This window comes from Streptomyces sp. NPDC056503 (genome assembly GCF_042794995.1).
Classification (GTDB): domain Bacteria; phylum Actinomycetota; class Actinomycetes; order Streptomycetales; family Streptomycetaceae; genus Streptomyces.
Map to the genome: position 1 here is coordinate 29,702 of NZ_JBHTST010000059.1, position 14,605 is coordinate 44,306.

General features: G+C 72.9%; 17 protein-coding genes. 1 reads left to right on the forward strand and 16 read right to left on the reverse strand.

Going from position 1 to position 14,605, the window contains the following annotated elements:
- Positions 1-15 precede the first annotated feature (15 nt).
- From ACFQ8C_RS19320 to ACFQ8C_RS19385, 14 genes are all read right to left on the reverse strand, one after another.
- Positions 16-279, reverse strand: a complete 264-nt coding sequence (locus ACFQ8C_RS19320; protein ID WP_360601179.1) for a hypothetical protein — start codon at positions 277-279, stop codon at positions 16-18.
- Positions 266-499 (reverse strand): hypothetical protein, encoded by a 234-nt coding sequence (locus ACFQ8C_RS19325; protein ID WP_150230726.1) that lies wholly within the window; start codon positions 497-499, stop codon positions 266-268. The genes ACFQ8C_RS19320 and ACFQ8C_RS19325 overlap by 14 nt, the downstream gene beginning before the upstream one ends.
- 12 nt (positions 500-511) lie before the next feature.
- The gene (locus ACFQ8C_RS19330) at positions 512-1,423 is read right to left on the reverse strand and encodes a peptidoglycan-binding protein (RefSeq protein ID WP_383458812.1); all 912 of its coding nucleotides are present in this window, start codon (positions 1,421-1,423) and stop codon (positions 512-514) included.
- Positions 1,424-1,507: 84 nt separating this feature from the next.
- Positions 1,508-1,915, reverse strand: coding sequence for an ATP-binding protein (locus ACFQ8C_RS19335; protein WP_383458815.1), 408 nt, complete (start codon positions 1,913-1,915; stop codon positions 1,508-1,510).
- 56 nt (positions 1,916-1,971) lie between these two features.
- On the reverse strand, positions 1,972-2,607 hold the full coding sequence (locus tag ACFQ8C_RS19340) for a hypothetical protein (protein WP_383458817.1): 636 nt from the start codon (positions 2,605-2,607) through the stop codon (positions 1,972-1,974).
- Positions 2,607-3,710, reverse strand: coding sequence for a hypothetical protein (locus tag ACFQ8C_RS19345; protein WP_383458820.1), 1,104 nt, complete (start codon positions 3,708-3,710; stop codon positions 2,607-2,609). Before ACFQ8C_RS19345 ends, ACFQ8C_RS19340 begins: the two co-directional genes overlap by 1 nt.
- A gap of 7 nt (positions 3,711-3,717) precedes the next feature.
- Positions 3,718-4,857 carry a hypothetical protein gene (locus ACFQ8C_RS19350; RefSeq protein WP_383458823.1) on the reverse strand — a complete coding sequence of 380 codons (1,140 nt, stop codon included), beginning with the start codon at positions 4,855-4,857 and terminating at the stop codon, positions 3,718-3,720.
- Positions 4,858-4,886: 29 nt separating this feature from the next.
- A complete protein-coding gene (locus ACFQ8C_RS19355) occupies positions 4,887-6,077 on the reverse strand; it encodes a hypothetical protein (protein WP_383458826.1) in 1,191 nt (396 codons plus the stop codon).
- A gap of 34 nt (positions 6,078-6,111) precedes the next feature.
- Positions 6,112-7,305 (reverse strand): hypothetical protein, encoded by a 1,194-nt coding sequence (locus tag ACFQ8C_RS19360; RefSeq protein WP_383458828.1) that lies wholly within the window; start codon positions 7,303-7,305, stop codon positions 6,112-6,114.
- Between the two features lie 367 nt (positions 7,306-7,672).
- Positions 7,673-8,596, reverse strand: a complete 924-nt coding sequence (locus tag ACFQ8C_RS19365; protein WP_383458831.1) for a phage distal tail protein — start codon at positions 8,594-8,596, stop codon at positions 7,673-7,675.
- Between the two features lie 36 nt (positions 8,597-8,632).
- Positions 8,633-9,928, reverse strand: coding sequence for a tape-measure protein (locus tag ACFQ8C_RS19370; RefSeq protein ID WP_383458834.1), 1,296 nt, complete (start codon positions 9,926-9,928; stop codon positions 8,633-8,635).
- Entirely contained in the window at positions 9,925-11,130 is a 1,206-nt protein-coding gene (locus ACFQ8C_RS19375) for a phage tail protein (RefSeq protein ID WP_383458836.1), read from the reverse strand. Before ACFQ8C_RS19375 ends, ACFQ8C_RS19370 begins: the two co-directional genes overlap by 4 nt.
- 28 nt (positions 11,131-11,158) lie before the next feature.
- Positions 11,159-12,235: a hypothetical protein gene (locus ACFQ8C_RS19380; RefSeq protein ID WP_383458839.1), complete on the reverse strand. Its 1,077-nt coding sequence runs from the start codon at positions 12,233-12,235 to the stop codon at positions 11,159-11,161.
- 92 nt (positions 12,236-12,327) lie between these two features.
- Entirely contained in the window at positions 12,328-12,540 is a 213-nt protein-coding gene (locus ACFQ8C_RS19385; protein ID WP_383458840.1) for a hypothetical protein, read from the reverse strand.
- Positions 12,541-12,845: 305 nt separating this feature from the next.
- On the opposite strand from ACFQ8C_RS19385, the gene ACFQ8C_RS19390 reads away from it, so the two are divergent.
- Positions 12,846-13,712 (forward strand): hypothetical protein, encoded by an 867-nt coding sequence (locus ACFQ8C_RS19390; RefSeq protein WP_383458842.1) that lies wholly within the window; start codon positions 12,846-12,848, stop codon positions 13,710-13,712.
- 79 nt (positions 13,713-13,791) lie between these two features.
- On the opposite strand, the gene ACFQ8C_RS19395 is transcribed toward ACFQ8C_RS19390, so the two are convergent.
- Positions 13,792-14,133: a hypothetical protein gene (locus ACFQ8C_RS19395; RefSeq protein WP_383458845.1), complete on the reverse strand. Its 342-nt coding sequence runs from the start codon at positions 14,131-14,133 to the stop codon at positions 13,792-13,794.
- A 113-nt stretch (positions 14,134-14,246) separates the two neighbouring features.
- Positions 14,247-14,537 carry a hypothetical protein gene (locus tag ACFQ8C_RS19400; protein WP_200426032.1) on the reverse strand — a complete coding sequence of 97 codons (291 nt, stop codon included), beginning with the start codon at positions 14,535-14,537 and terminating at the stop codon, positions 14,247-14,249.
- Between the last annotated feature and the right edge of the window lie 68 nt (positions 14,538-14,605).

Sequence of the window (14,605 nt, forward strand, 5' to 3'; positions counted from 1 at the left end):
CCGGAAGGAGGGAACCTAGCGGCCGGCCAGCTCCCAGAGGGCGACGAGCACGCCGGCGCCCGCGGTGAGCGCGGCGATGGAGGCGAGCGGCCAGCGGGCCCGCTCCAGGTCGTCGAGCCTGGCCTCGTGGTCGGCGAGCTGTTTGTCGGTCTGGTCGCTGCGCTGGACGAGCAGGGCGAGCGAGCCGTCGACGCGGGCGAAGCCGGCTTCGAGGGTGCCGCGGAGCCGTTCCAGTTCGAGCGCCACCGCCACCGGGTCGTTCGGGTCAGCCTCGGTCATCGGCGCCGCCCGGGTCCGTCCGCAGCCACGAGGGCAGCAGGAGCTGGACGGCGGGGACCGCCATGGCCCGGGTGAGGGCGCCGGCGACGGCGAGCGCGCCGGCGACCCAGGGCAGGGTGGCGGGGATGCCGGAGGCGTCGACGAGCGCCGGCAGGACCAGGGCGAGGGCGACGGCGGTCTGCAGCACGGTGCGGGCCGTGCGCTTCGCGGCTTCGGACATGGGTCTGTCTCCTTACGTGGTGTACGGGACCTTCAGCGCGTTCCACGAGGCGGCGCCGGGCCAGCCGTCGGCGTCGGTGCCGCGGAAGCCGAGCTTGCGCTGCCAGGCCTCGTACGAGGTGCGGTCGGCCTCGGACCAGCGGGGGCCGGGTCCGACCTGGTAGCGGCCGCAGCCCTCGGCCATCAGCCGGCGGCCCATCGCGGTGATCACGGGGGAGCTGGGGGCGTTCCGGAAGAAGGCGGCGCCGGGGAAGGGGTGGTAGCGGGGGGTGGCCGGCCTGGCGGGGGCGGTGGGCTTCGGGGCCGGGGCGGCGCCGAGCCGCTTCTGCACCCGCTCGCGCATGACGGGCATGGCGAAGCCCTTGGGGTCGCTCTTCCAGTCGGACCACTCCAGGTGGCCGATGACGGACTTGGCGCCCCAGCCGTGGGCGCGGCAGAGGGCGGCCGAGACCCGTTCGACGGCGTCGAGCTGGGCGGCGGGCCAGGGGTCGCGGCCGTTTCCGAGGTTGACGCACTCGAAGCCGTAGAAGCGGGAGTTGCCGTCGACGGCGCCGGCGCTGCCCTGGTGTTCGCGCGGGGTCGGCGGCCGGTCCCCGTACGCCTCGGTGACGACGGCCCGCAGGACGGACGGGTCGCCGCCGCCGGCGTGGTTGGCGCGGCCGTCGGAGACGAGGTGGACGGTGCCGTCCTTGGCGATGACGCCGTGGCAGAGCGGCCCGGGGAGGCTCGCGTACCCGTCGAAGCACATCTCCACGGAGGAGGCGGTGCCGGTGGAGACGGTGTGGTGGATCATGACGCCGGCGACGGGGCCCCAGGCGCCGGCGCGGTTGCGGTGGTGGCCGCGCCAGCCGGGGTGTTCGACGACGGTGACGCCTTCGGCGCGGAGCGCGGCGAGCAGCCGGTCCGCGGACAAGGGGGTGGCCATCTGAGGTCCTCCAGACATGCGAAAACCCCGGCCGTCGCACGGCGCGGGGCGGGTGGGGCGGGGTGTCCCGCGGCTCCGGTACGACTAGGGCGCCGGTGCGGGCTCCGGCTCGGGCTCGGGCTCCGCTTCGGGGGCCGGGGCCCAGGTGGCGCAGAGCGTGGCGAAGGCGGCCCGGCGGGTCTCGAAGTCGGCGAGGGCGGCGGCGACCGCGCGGACGACCGCGGCGGGGTCGGGCACGGCGGGCCGGCCGTTCGAGGGCTGGACCATGGCGAGGCCGTAGCCGCGCAGCTGGGCGCCGCCCGCACCGTTCTCGTCGACCTGGGCGGTGACGTACACCGCCGGGTACTCGCCGGTCATCGGGTCGAGCTCCAGCGGGCCGCCGAGGGTGTTGTCGTACAGGCGCAGGGTGACCGTGTGGCCGTTCTCGGCCACGGTGCCGCGGCCCGCGTAGTCGATCGCGACGCCCCAGGGCTGGGTCGGGTCGGGGATCACGGGGTGCTCCTCTCGGATCTCTGTGACGGGGGAGGGGGAGGGAGTGAGGGGGCGGGTCAGGTCTGGCGGCCGTGCATGAGCACCGGCTTGGCGTAGACCGTGCCGGAGGCGCTGGTGACGAGGGCGTGGATCTCCACGTTGAGGTCCTTGCCGAAGTCGGCCTGCATGTCGGTGGTGACGGCGGCGGTGTGGTCGAAGACGCCGCCGGCGGCGATGGTGGAGCCGAACTGGACGCCGCCCACCATCACCCGGATCTGCCCGGCGGCCCCGGTGGAGACCCGGGTGTACATCCGCAGCCGCATCTTCGGCTGCCAGATCGGGTTCTGCGACTGGGCGATGGTCGTCCAGGCGGTGGCGGAGGTGGCCGGCCAGTTCGCCGAGGCCATGTCCTGCGGCGGCAGCATCGGCAGCCAGGGCCGGGCGAGGCCGCCGGTGAGGATGTCGTCGGAGAGGACCTCGTGGCCGTAGGCGTCGTTGACCCGCAGCACGGGCTTGGTGCCGCCCGGGCCGCTGGTGGCGAGCTGGGCGACGAGGGCGACCGGGTCCTCCGGCTTGGCCTGGCGCTTCAGGGCGAGCGAGCCGTTGGTGATCTCGGTCAGCGGCGGGCGGGTGTTCACCGCTGTGGACAGGGCGTTGATCCGGCGCTCCATCTGGATCAGCCGGTCGATGATGTCCTCGGGCAGCAGTGCCATCAGGCTTCCTCCAGGGCGAGTTCGGCGGTGTCGGGGCGGCCCCGCTCGGCCGGCCTGACCTTCACCCCGACGATCCGGTAGCGGGCGTCGAGGCCCGTCGGATGCCATTCGTCGGTGATCCGGATGCGGGCCGTGCGGCCGAGGAGCGCCGAGGGGACGACCTCGGAGAGCCGGATGCTGATCTCGGGGATCAGCACCGAGCCCTGGGCCTCCTTCAGGACGGCCGTGGCGAGCGCGTCGAGCGTGGCCTTGTCGCTGATGTCGTTGTAGTCCGTCGACAGGTCCAGCTGCGGCCAGCGGTCGGGCAGGCCCTCCGCGGGGATCTCGGCCGACAGGGTCGGCCGGGACTCGGCGGCGGCGTTGGCGTTGGTGGAGGCGCCGCGGGCGAGCGAGGTGGTGCCGCCGCGGGTGGCGTCGTCAGGGAGGGAGTAGCTGAGGATCGTGCCGGGGCGGTCGAAGACCATGTCGGTGGCGCCGGTGCGGATCCGGGGCGAGCCGAGCCGGAGCCGGCGCACGCGCCGCCCGTCGCCGGGGTCGCGGTAGACGAGGATCTGGTACTCGACCCCGTCCGCGTAGGCGCCGAGCTGGTCGAGCGCCTCCTGGTAGACGGTCTCGTCGCCGAGCCGCCAGGACGCGGTGCGCGCCACCGGCACCGAGGGCACGTCGTCGCCGGGTTCGATCGCGCTGACGCCGAGGCCGCCGCCGAGCTCCTCCCAGATCCGGCGGACGATCTCGAACTGCTCGACCTGGGTGAACTTGAGCGCGTCGGTGCGGATGCGGCGCCGGGCGGCGTACGAGTCGAAGGTGGCGGCCTGGATGCCGAGGGTCACCACGCCCCGGTCGCTGCCCTGGAGGTTGGTCGTCCAGACGATGCCGCCCCACCACAGGAAGCCGCCGCGCTCCAGGTAGACGGCGGTCCGGCCGGGCTTGATCTGGTGGGCGCGCTCGGCGATGGTCCGGTCGGGGACGGGCACGGTGCCGGAGAGCGAGCCGGCCCGTCCGATGTAGTCCTCGAAGGAGACGTCCCGCAGCGGCAGGATGTCGAGGGTCTGGTCGGTCACCAGGTCGCAGAAGATGGCCCGGTAGGGCGTGTCGAGACTCATGCTGACCTCACGGGAGGATGTAGGTGGCGCTGACGCGGAGGTTGCGGCCGTTGACGAGGGCGCCGTTGGAGACCCAGGTGCGCAGGGTGACCTGTCCGCTGGTGGAGATCCAGGCGGAGCCGTCGGCGTAGCCGTCGGAGGCCGTCACGTCCATGCCGATGGCGGGGCGCCAGCCGGCGGGCAGGGTGCACAGGGGTTCGTCGTTGATGTTGCCGGCGTTGTTGGCGTCGATCTGGGGGCCGGTGCGGTTGAGGACGACCGCCATGGTGCACACGCCGCCGCGGGTGCGGCGGGCCTCGGAGGAGGTGACGGCCCAGTTGGGGAGCGCGACCGCCCCGGTGGTGAGGGTCTCGGACTCCACCGGCGGCTGGTAGGCGGCCCAGCTGGTGCCGTTCCACCGCTGGAGGACGCCGTTGTGCTCGCGGTACTGGCCGGTGTAGCCGCCGACGGAGAGCGCCCCCTGGGGGGCGACGCCGCCGATCTCCTTGGGGTAGGCGACCCAGCCGGTGCCGCTCCACCGCTGGAGGTGGTGGGCGACGTCGTTGTCCTGGTACTGGCCCGGGTAGGCGCCGGGCACCCCGGCGTTGTTGTAGACGGGCAGGATGCCGCCGACCGAGGCGATCGTGGTGCGCAGGTCGGTCAGGTCCTTGGTCCAGTCGATGCCGCCGGTGCCGGCCGAGGTGCCGGCCTTCACCCGGACGGTGAACAGCGGCAGCGAGGCGGCCGGGACGGGCTGGGGGGCCGGATCGGCCTTGGCCTGGCCGACGAGCACCTCCAGGACGGCCTCGTACCGGGTGAGGCCGTCGGCCTCGTCGTCGTACACGCGCAGCACGACGAGGTCGATCCGCGGGTTGAGCGGGTCGCCGTCGCCGAAGGCGAGGACGGTGTCGCCGTCGAGGGCGACGGGGTACACGCCCTGTTCGGGACGGCCCTGGACGAGGGCCCGGCCCGCGTGGACGGTGGCGGTCATGGGGCCGCTGCTCGTCAGGGACAGGCCGCTGACCCGGTAGGTGCCGTCGGCCGAGCCCGGCACGATGCCGGACCGGGAGGTGAAGGGGCCGGCCGGGGTGCCGGCCCCGAGGGCCGTCATGCGGGTCGTCTGGCGGGTCTGGCCGGTGGGCGTCAGCCAGCCGGGTCGGATGGGCATGGAGGTGCTCCTCTCGGGTGCGGGGCCGGTCAGTTCTGGGGGTGGACCGCGATGAAGCTGGTGTTGAAGTAGCCCTTCACCTGCGTGGTGTTGGCGGCGACCTTGTACATGGCGGCGAGCTTGTAGGTGGCGCCCGGCGTCAGGCCGAAGAAGCGGGTGAAGGAGGCCGCCGACGAGGGCGCGGTCCCGGTGTGGACGACGGTGAAGGTGTCGGACTCCGTGATGCCGGGTCCGCCGTCGACGTTGGTGAGCCGCAGGCCCATGCTGACGGCGTGGGTGGCCGACGAGCACCACATCCGCGCGCCGTAGTTGATCAGGATCGCGCCGGAGGGCGGCCCGGTGAAGGTGACGGAGACCGCCGCGGTCGAGTCCACGAGCGTCGGCGTGAAGGTCGTCGAGGTGGTGTACCCGTCGTCGACGGAGCCGGTGAAGTACGGGCCGGGGAAGGCGGGCCGCCAGGCCGTGCCGTTCCACCGCTGGAGCACCCCGTCGGAGGAGTCCCGGTACTGGCCGGTGTAGCTGGCGGTCGTGCCGCCCGCGGAGGCCGGGACGATGCCGCCGGTCGCCGAGGAGTACGGCACCCAGGCCCCGCCGTCCCAGCGCTGGAGCGCGCCGCCGGCGTCCTGGTACTGGCCCGGGTAGGCGCCCGGCAGGACCTGGCCCTCGACCGGGAGGATGCCGCCGAGGCCGACGACGGGGGTGCGCAGGTCCTTGAGGGAGGTGTCCCACGGGATGCCGCCGTTGCCGGCGCCGGCGCCGGCCGGGACGAGCACCTCGTACAGCGGGAGGCAGCGCTCCGGGACGTTCGGGACCTGCGGGGTGGCCTCGGGGGCGCCCTGGAGGATCTCCAGCTTCGCCTCGTACCGCTGGTTGTCGTCGTACAGGCCGTCGTAGATCCGCAGGACGATCAGGTCGATGCGGCCGTACTGGGCGTTGCCGGGCGCGAAGGTGAGGGTCTCGGAGTTCGGCAGGGTCACCGGGTAGGCGCCCTGGGAGATCTCGCCCTGGATGACGGCCCGGCCCTCGGAGACGGTCGCGGTCATCGGGGCGGAGCCGAAGGTCCAGAAGGCGGCGAGCCGGTACTGGCCGTCGTAGGAGCCGGGGAGGACGCCGGAGCGGACCTGGACCGGGTTGGCGAGGGTGGTGACGCCGGTCTGGGTGAGGCGGGTGTCCTCGCGGGTCTGGCCGATCTCGGCGGTCCAGCTGCTGCGCAGGTTCATGGGGTTCTCCTGTTGCGGGTCGGGGCGGTGGGCGTCAGGGCCGGATCCACTCGGCTGCGAGGGTGCAGCCGTATCCGGAGCCGCCCAGGGTGCGGAGGGAGGCGGTGTGGCTGTGGAAGCCGGAGAGCTGGATCGCGTTGCCCGCGGTCAGCCGGGTGAGGCCGCTGCCGCCGACGCTGACGGCGCCGTTGCCCGCGGGGATGAGCCAGGTCATCCGGGGCTGGTTGATGCCGTTGACGGTGATCCGGCAGCCGCGCATGCCGGTCTGGCCGTCGTTGGCGAAGGTGGCGTGGCCGTTGAGCCGCCACCAGCCGGTGCGCGGCACGGTGTAGGTGAGGCCGTCCCAGGCGCCGGCGTCGTCGACCTCGACGGTGGGCAGGCTGAGCGGGGTCCAGGTGTTCGCGACGATCGTCTGCTGCTGGGTGGTCGTCCACTGGGTCGCGCCGAACAGCACCTTCGTGGCGCCCTCGGTGTACTGCCAGGCGGTGCCGTCCCAGCGCTGGAGCCCGCTGCCGGTGTCCCGGAACTGCCCGGTGTAGGTGCCCGCGGCGGTGGTGCTCGGCGCGATGCCGCCGATCGGCTTCGGGTACGAGACCCAGGTGGTGCCGTCCCACCGCTGGAGGAGGCCCGCGGCGTCCCGGTACTGGCCGACGTAGGCGCCCTTGTAGCCGCTGGTGGGCATGATCCCGCCGAGCGCGACGACCGGCCAGTGCTGGGTGGTGACGGCGGTGGTGCCCCAGGCGATGCCGCCGGTGCCGGCCGAGGTGCCCTTCGGCACCTTGACCGTGTAGAGCGGGAGCACGCTGCCCGGGCCGCTCGCGGGGGCGACCGGGGCGGCGGCCGGCTCGCCCTTGACCAGGCGGACGACGGCGTCGGTGACGCCGGTCCGGTCGTAGGCGTCGTCGACGACGGCCAGTTCGATCAGGTCGATCCGGTCGTACTGCGCGTTGCCGTCCTCCAGGGTCAGCGTCTCCGGCGCGGTGACGGCGACGAGGTACGCGCCCTGGGCGGTGTCCTTGCCCTGGACGATCGCGCGGCCGGTGCCGACGGTGGCCTGCATGGGCGCGCTGCCGGTCAGCGTGAACCCGCCGGGCACGATGCCGGCCCGGGAGCGGAGCGGGGTCTCCTCGGCGCTCTGGCCGCTGGGGGTGAGGAGGGCGGCGAGGGTGAGTCGGGTGTCCTCGCGGGTCTGTCCGGTGGACTGGAGCCAGGCGGCTCGTACGGTCATGGGGTCACCTCGGGGTAGGGGAGGGGATGCGGCAGGCCGCCGGACGGGCGGCGCATGGCGGTGCGCGAAGGCCGCGGCGATGCGCGGAGGCCGCGGCGGTGTGCGGTGGCCGCGGTGGTGCGCGGTGGCACGCGGCGGCACACGGAGGCCGCGACGGTGCGCGGTGGCACGCGGCGGTGCGCGGCGGCCGCCCGGTGCCGGGGGCGTAGGGCGCGCCGCGCGGTGGGCGGGGGCGTACGACGGCCACCGCACGGCACCGGGGTCCGCACGGCGGTCACCGCGCGGCGCGGGGGCGGTGCGAGGGGTCCGGCGCCGGGCGGCCCGGGCGCGCGGCCCTCACCGCGCGGCGCGCGGGTTCACCTGGCGGTCACCACTCGGCGCTGCGCCAGCGGACGGTCATGAGGGCCTGCTCGGTGCCCTCTTCGGGGCGGAAGGCCAGGTCGGTGCGGCCGGGGTCCAGGACGAAGAGCTCCTCCGGGGTGGAGTCGGCCATCGCCGTGTGCAGCCGGGAGGCGGAGTTGTTGAGCAGCACCGTGCCGGCGCGGGTGTCGACGGTGAGCTCGTCGCCGGCCGCGAGGTCGATCGCGTACCGCAGGCGGCGCCGGCTGACCCGCTCCGTGGCGCTCGGCATCGAGCACGGGCCGCGGAAGACGATCACCGGGTGGGTGGGGGCGGATCCGGTGTTCTCGACGACGGCGTCGCCGGTGGACTTGGCCTCGCCCCAGGAGAGCGGCCAGGCCAGCGGCCAGGTGAGACCGGCCTCCGGCTGCGGCGGGGTGGTCGTGGACTGCTGCTCGTTGACCGCGTACCGGCGGGGGTCGGCGGCGAGCCACTGGACGGACATGCGGGTGCTGCCCTGCGTGGCGAAGCCCTGGTCGGCGGGGATCACCCGCTGGGCGATCCGGGCCCGCACGGCGAGGGTCTCGCCGTGCAGCCGGACGGCGAGCCAGCGCTCCTCGTCGAGCAGGGCCAGCGCCTGGCGGAGCGCCCGGACGGCCGTGGCGGCGCCGCCGCGTTCGGGCATGAGGACGATCGTGCCGCCGGTCTTGCGGGGCTTGGCGTAGCGGGAGCCGGGCCAGGCGCCGTGGGAGGTCGGGCGGTCGGCGTCGGAGGAGTCGTACTCGGGGAGGTCCTCCCAGCCGCTGAGCCCGGACTTGTCGACGGCGAAGGGGGTGCCGGGGCCGATGAGGAGCCCGGCCCACTGCATCTGCCCGTCCTGGGTGATGAGCGAGCCGGGCGCGAGGTCGGCGGTGTGGGAGTTTCCGGCGTACGGGTTCGTGGTCTCGGCCATGGGGCCGTCACCTCACTTCGGGGGTGGGCGGGGGCGTCAGGTCAGGACCGGCTGCCCGGCGGCGGTGCCGGCGTGGGCGGTGAGGAGGAAGAACAGGTCCTCGGCCACCCCCCGGGGGCCGGCGCCGGGCTCCTCGCGGAACTCCCGGACGCGGTGCGGGCGCGGGGGCGGCTCGGTGAGCGCCGGGACGCGCCGGTGCTCCAGCTCGTTCAGCGCGTCGATGCGGTACTCGCCGGCCTCGGGGGGCGCGACGATGCCGCCCTCGGCGAGCATCGGGATCTTGTCGAGGGAGACGCCGAACTTCTTGCCGGTGAGCGGGATCTTGAAGCTCAGCTTGTTGAGGCCGTCGATGATCCAGTTGGCGAAGGCGATGAGGCCGTTGATCGGCCCCTTGACGACGCCGAGGACGGCGCTGAGGCCGCCCCTGACCAGTTCGCCGATGCCGTTCAGGGCCTTGGAGACGGCGTCCTTGGCGGTGCGGAAGAAGCCGGGGATCTTGTCGGTGATCCAGCGGACGACGGGCTGGACGGCGCTCTTGACGCCGCCGAGGGTGCGGGAGGCGATGCCGCCGAGGGCGTTGCTGGCGGAGCGGACGGCGGAGCCGATCCGGGAGATCCCGCCGATGGCCGAGCCGACGATCTTCAGCGCGGTCGTGAAGACGGTCAGGTACGCCGTGGCGTAGGTCCCGATCGCCTTGCCGAGCGCCTTCATGAAGGGGCTGATGAAGTTCCAGACGCCCTGGACGCCCTTGAGCGCCTGCTGGAGGACCTGGCGGATGATCCGCTGTCCGGTCTCGGAGTTGACGGCGAGTTCGACGAGGTACGCGGCGATGGGCACGAGCAGGCCGACGAGGAAGCCGAGCGGGTTGGCCCGCATGGCGACGTTGACGCCTGTCATGGCGACCGAGGCGAGGGTCATGACGGTGCCGAAGGTGCCCATCAGGCCGGTGACGACATCGGCGACGGGCAGCAGCGGCAGGAGGAGTCCGAGGACCGCCCCGGCCCCGGTCCCGATCCGGCCGGCGGCCCGGCGGGCCTTGCCGGCGGTGGTGGCGACCCGCTTGAGGCGGGTGGCGGCGGGTGAGCGGCGGAGCTTGTCGAGGGCGGTGCCGGTGCCGGCGGAGTTCTGGCCGAGGGTGCGGGTGGCGGTGCCGGCGTCACGGGCGGCGGCGACGAGGGCGCCGGCTCCGGCGGACGCCCGCTGGACGCCCTGCCGGAGGTTCCGCACCGCTCCGGTCGCCCCGACGACACCCTGCCGGAGGCCGCCCATCGGGCCGACGACCGCCCGGAAGGAGGGCATGGCGACGCGGGGCATGGCGAGCGCGGCACTCATGCGCGGGCTCCACGCGCCTTCACCAGGTACATGAGGGCGTCGGCGGTGGCGTGCGGGTCGCTGCCGCGGGCCGCGTGGTAGTGCTCGATGTGCAGTCCGGCGCCGGCCGCGGCGCTCTGGCCCTGGGCCTGGCGGGCGCGGCGGGCGGTGAGGGCGAGGAGCCGGTCGAGCTTGGAGAGCGGCAGGACGGCCTCGGCCTCGCCGGCCTCGGCGAGGATGGCGGGGACGCCGCCGCTGCGGGGCATCACGACACCGCCGGTGGCGAGCATCGGGATGGTCGGGATGTTGACGCCGAAGGTCTTGCCGCCGACGACGGGGACCCAGCCGGGGACGGAGACCTTGACCCGGTTGATGGCGCGGATCATGGAGTTGATCAGGCCGATGACGGCGTTGATCGGGCCCTTGACGCCGCTCTTGATGCCGTCGAAGGCGCGGGACGCGATGCCCTTGAGGCCGTTCCAGATGGACGACATCTTCTCCTTGACGGCGCTGAACGCCTTCGGGATCGCGCTCTTGATCCAGTTCACCACCGGGGTGATGACGCGCTTGATGCCGTTCCAGACGGTGCTGATGACGCTCTTGATCGCCTTCATGACCGTGGTGATGACCGTCTTCCAGATCTTCACGTAGGTCTTGATGACGGTGGCGACGGCCTTGACGACGCTGGAGATGGCCTTCTTGATGCCGTTCCAGACCGTCTTGATGAGCTCGCCGGCCTTCTTCATGATCGGCCCGACGGCCTTCATGACGGAGCTGATGACGCTCTTGACGGCACCGAAGGCCTTCTTCAGGACCGTCTGCATCGTCTTCGAGCGCAGCGCCATGTCGACGATGGCCTCGATGAGCGGCATGAAGAGTTCGAGCAGGCGGACCAGGAAGTTGCCCTTCATGGACTTGTTGAGCTTGTCCTGGCCCTTGGCGGCCTTGCCGGCGCCCGACTCGTACTTGCCGAGCTTGCCGCCGGCCGACTGGGCGGTGTCGCCGGCCTTCTTCATGGCCCGCTCGGCCTGGTCGGACGCGGTCCTGAGGTTCTTCAGCTGGGTGCCGGCGCCCTGGGCGTTCGTACGCAGCGTCCTGAGCTGACCGGACGCGGACCGCCCGGCGTCGCCGACCTTCTTGACCGAGGTGCCGGCGTTCGCCGCCTGGGTCTTGAGGCTGCCGAGGGCGGTGGACGCGTTCTTGAGGTTTCTTACGAGAGACATGGGTTACCTCCTTTCGGGGTGAGTCGGATCAGGCGGGGTTCATCTGGGAGTTGAGCTCACGGACCGCGTCCGCGAACCCGCGCATGTTCCCCGTCAGGGTCGTGGTGTGCCGGGCGAGTTCCTCCGCCTTCTGGGCGGCGGGCCCCAGGGCCGCGGCCGTGGGGACCTCGTCCGCCTTGAAGTCCTTCATGGCGAGCTTGAGCTTGCCGACGGCCTTGGCGAGCTCCGTGGTCTTCTTGGGGTCGGAGTAGGTCACCGCTTCGTTGATCTTGCCCAGGGCCTTGGCGATGAGCGGCGTCCGTGTCGTATCGACGACCTCGTCGAGCTTCTTGACCGCATCGGCGATCTTCGTGGCCTTGCTCAGGCTCGGCATGCCGCGCAGGTTGGCCTTGAAGTCCGGCGCGTGGCTGTTGAACTTCTCCAGATGGGGGTTCAGGTTGGCGAGCTGTCCGCGCAGGCCGTCGAAGTTGGCCGTCGCCGGGATGTCGGCGATGCTGCTGGCGCCTTCCCATTGCCGCTTCTCGCGCGCCTCGACGTCGCCGCGCAGCTGGCGGCTCCAGCCGCCATCGGCGTTCTTGCTCCGGATGGTGCGCAGGGCGCGCGCTTCCTTGGAGTTGTCGCCGCCGCGTTCGTAGGTCTGGAGATCCCGCGCGAGGTTGACGACGGAGCTCTTGATGGCGGGGAGCAGGGCGAGCAGGACGCCGCCCACGATGGCCGCGAGCAGCCACTGCCACCACTGGACCTCCTTGTCCTCCCTGCTCTCGAAAAACTTCTCGAGCGCGGGGGCGAAGGCGCCGAGGGGCGTGGCCTCCATGAACTCGGTCCACGGGTTCTTGGTGGCCTCGGTGTGGATCTCCTTGATCTGTTTGAGGGCCTCGGCGAAGAAGCTCCGGATGAAGTTCTCCGTGGTGATCATCGGGGCGTCGTTGATGAGGTGCCGCTTGAGCTCGGAGCCCACCTCCTTCACCGTCGTCTCGACGAAGGGTGTCTTCTCGGCCTCGCCCTTGTTCGGGTTGGGGACCTGGTACTTGAGTTCCTCGGTCTTCTTGAGCAGGGAGTCCTTGAACTCTGCGAGCTCCTTGGAGAGGTCGTCGCTCTTTGTCATGGATTGCTCCGCTTCCGGCCCGTGGGGGCCAAGCGCCGAAAAGCCCCTGCCGTGTCCCGGCAGGGGCTCGTTCGCAGGGGCGTGCGCTGCGGCTAGGCGTCGGTGTCCCGGTGGGGGCCGCGCCGCGTCGTCGCGAGGGCGTCGTTCCAGCCGGCGGCGTACGCGAGGGTCTCGCGGCGGGACACCTCGGCGTACAGGGTGCCGAGCAGGGCTCTCTTGTCGAGGGCGGCGGGTCCGTCGAGGAGCTGGCGAAGGCGGTCCTGGAGAGGGATGTGCGGTCGCGATGCCTCGCCCGGCTGAGTCATGGACGCCTGCCTTCCTTTGCTTGCCCGTGCGTGTGTGGCGGCGCCGCGTGCGTGGGGAGAGCGGGGGCACCACGTTTTCGAACTACTGTGCGAACAGAGTGTGGAACATCTGTTCGAGGTTTGTCGAGCGAGAGGGAGCTGACGGCGTGTCTTCTCGTCAGGTTCTCGAACGAGTTGGCCGTGATCGAAGAAAAAGTTCGACCGGGTAACCTGGAGGGCGCTCTCCCGGACCTGACCGCTCCGGGGTGGCACGGGGCGCGAGGGGCGCGCGGGGACCCCAGGGGGCTGGAAGGCAGCACTGACACATGGACACGGAGCCGGATGCCGACCGGCGCGAACGGGTGGTCGACTGGCTCGCCTCCCACCCGGACCTGCCTCACCTCTTCGCGCGGCTCTCCGAGCTCGTCCACGTCCTCGGACACGCTCCCGAGGAGCTCGTCGTGATCCCCCGGTCCGAGATCGACCGCCGGGAGACCACCGCCTTCACCTCCGGCTGGGCCGAGGCGGTCTCCGACGAACTCCCGCGCATCCGGCGGGATTACGAGCGCCGCGTCGCCGACGCCTACGCCCAGGGCCAGAGCGACGGCCGGGGCATCAGGCGGCCGCAGCGCCGCACGGACACCGGGCCGCAGGACGGCGCCCGGGTCATCGCCCTGCCCTTCGCCCGGCTCCTCGAACCGCCCGCCGCCGTCGTCGAGGCGGAGGAACGGGTGCGCCGGGAGCGCGAGCTGTTCGCACAGGGCTCCGCGCCGGAGACCGGCCCCGAGGACGGTCCCGAGACCGGTCCGGGGCACGCGGACGGGAGCGAGGACGGGACCGGGGGCGAGGACGGACCCGGGTACGGGCACGGGGGCGAGCCCGAGTCCGAGCCCGAGCCCGAGCACGGCAAGGAGCCGGCGCCCGACGCGTCGGCGCCCGACGCCCTGGTCACGGCCCAGGAGCGCCGCGCCCGGCGCAGCGCGCAGCCCGTACGGAAGGTCGTGCGGGGCAAGGGCGGCCGCCCCATCGTCCCGCCGCTCTCCCACGTCCCCGTCCAGCAGGGCGCCGGCCCCGGCGAACGCCGGGACGCCGAACCCCGCAAGCCCCGCCGGCTCTCCGAGCGCGCCAAGGCGCTGGAGGAGGAGCTGGCCGCCGAGCGCGCCCAGGAAGCACCTCCGGAGTCCGCCCCCTGACGGGAACGGACTCCGGGAGGGTGACGCCGCCGGGTCGCCGGTGACGTCGACGGGGCGCCGGCGGGGCCGGCGGGAAGGGTCAGCCGAAGAAGCGGGCCAGCTGGCCCGGGGAGAGGGCCGGGGGCGCCTGCGCCTCTCCGGTCCGGGCGGTGGTCTCCGCCTCCGCCGGCCCGTCCGCGCCCGCGCCCTCGTCCGCGCCTTCGTCCTCGTCGTCCTTGGCCCCCGGGCGGGGGACCGGCTTCGGGAACTCGGGCGGGTCGCTGTCCTCCCCGCTGTTGACGCAGGTGAACATCCAGTTGGCGACGGCCAGGTGGTCCACCGTCGCCGCCAGCAGGTGGTCGGTGACCGACCACTCGGCCGCCTCGCCGTGGAGGTGGCGCTGGAGCGCGCTGTCCCGCGGCAGGTGCTTGACCAGCACCAGCAGCCGCCTGCTGGACAGCTCGCCCCGGTGCCAGTCGAGGATGTCCGTCCCGTAGTAGCGGATCAGGTCCGCCTCAAGGGCCTCGGCGTGTTCGTCGACGAACTCGACGAGGCTCAGTCTTCCCCCAGGCCGAGCCCGGTCTCCTGGCCGTAGGCCTCCAGGATCGCGGCGATGTCCTGCATGGTGACCTCGTGCTCCTCGAAGCGGGCGAACTGCTCCGCGCCCATGAGGAGCGCGAGCAGACCGTCCACGTCGTTGTCGTCCAGCTTGCGCAGGCCCTTCGCGGTCGCGCGGGAGAGCTCCGTCGGGAGGGTGAAGGTGTCGCCGTCCAGCTCGAAGGTCCAGGAGCGGCTGCGGCCCTCCTGGCGCTGGGCGCGGGCGGCGTTGACGTCGAATCGGGCCATGGTGATGCGTACTCCTTGATCGGATGCGTACGGAGGAGACGGAGGAGAAGGAGGGGGCGGGGCGGGAC

Excerpts from the sequence above, each read along its gene's own strand:
- ACFQ8C_RS19320 (WP_360601179.1), bottom strand. The coding sequence starts at position 279 with ATGACCGAGGCTGACCCGAACGACCCGGTGGCGGTGGCGCTCGAACTG.
- ACFQ8C_RS19325 (WP_150230726.1), bottom strand. The coding sequence starts at position 499 with ATGTCCGAAGCCGCGAAGCGCACGGCCCGCACCGTGCTGCAGACCGCC.
- ACFQ8C_RS19330 (WP_383458812.1), bottom strand. The coding sequence starts at position 1,423 with ATGGCCACCCCCTTGTCCGCGGACCGGCTGCTCGCCGCGCTCCGCGCC.
- ACFQ8C_RS19340 (WP_383458817.1), bottom strand. The coding sequence starts at position 2,607 with ATGGCACTGCTGCCCGAGGACATCATCGACCGGCTGATCCAGATGGAG.
- ACFQ8C_RS19345 (WP_383458820.1), bottom strand. The coding sequence starts at position 3,710 with ATGAGTCTCGACACGCCCTACCGGGCCATCTTCTGCGACCTGGTGACC.
- ACFQ8C_RS19350 (WP_383458823.1), bottom strand. The coding sequence starts at position 4,857 with ATGCCCATCCGACCCGGCTGGCTGACGCCCACCGGCCAGACCCGCCAG.
- ACFQ8C_RS19355 (WP_383458826.1), bottom strand. The coding sequence starts at position 6,077 with ATGAACCTGCGCAGCAGCTGGACCGCCGAGATCGGCCAGACCCGCGAG.
- ACFQ8C_RS19360 (WP_383458828.1), bottom strand. The coding sequence starts at position 7,305 with ATGACCGTACGAGCCGCCTGGCTCCAGTCCACCGGACAGACCCGCGAG.
- ACFQ8C_RS19365 (WP_383458831.1), bottom strand. The coding sequence starts at position 8,596 with ATGGCCGAGACCACGAACCCGTACGCCGGAAACTCCCACACCGCCGAC.
- ACFQ8C_RS19370 (WP_383458834.1), bottom strand. The coding sequence starts at position 9,928 with ATGAGTGCCGCGCTCGCCATGCCCCGCGTCGCCATGCCCTCCTTCCGG.
- ACFQ8C_RS19375 (WP_383458836.1), bottom strand. The coding sequence starts at position 11,130 with ATGTCTCTCGTAAGAAACCTCAAGAACGCGTCCACCGCCCTCGGCAGC.
- ACFQ8C_RS19380 (WP_383458839.1), bottom strand. The coding sequence starts at position 12,235 with ATGACAAAGAGCGACGACCTCTCCAAGGAGCTCGCAGAGTTCAAGGAC.
- ACFQ8C_RS19385 (WP_383458840.1), bottom strand. The coding sequence starts at position 12,540 with ATGACTCAGCCGGGCGAGGCATCGCGACCGCACATCCCTCTCCAGGAC.
- ACFQ8C_RS19390 (WP_383458842.1), top strand. The coding sequence starts at position 12,846 with ATGGACACGGAGCCGGATGCCGACCGGCGCGAACGGGTGGTCGACTGG.
- ACFQ8C_RS19400 (WP_200426032.1), bottom strand. The coding sequence starts at position 14,537 with ATGGCCCGATTCGACGTCAACGCCGCCCGCGCCCAGCGCCAGGAGGGC.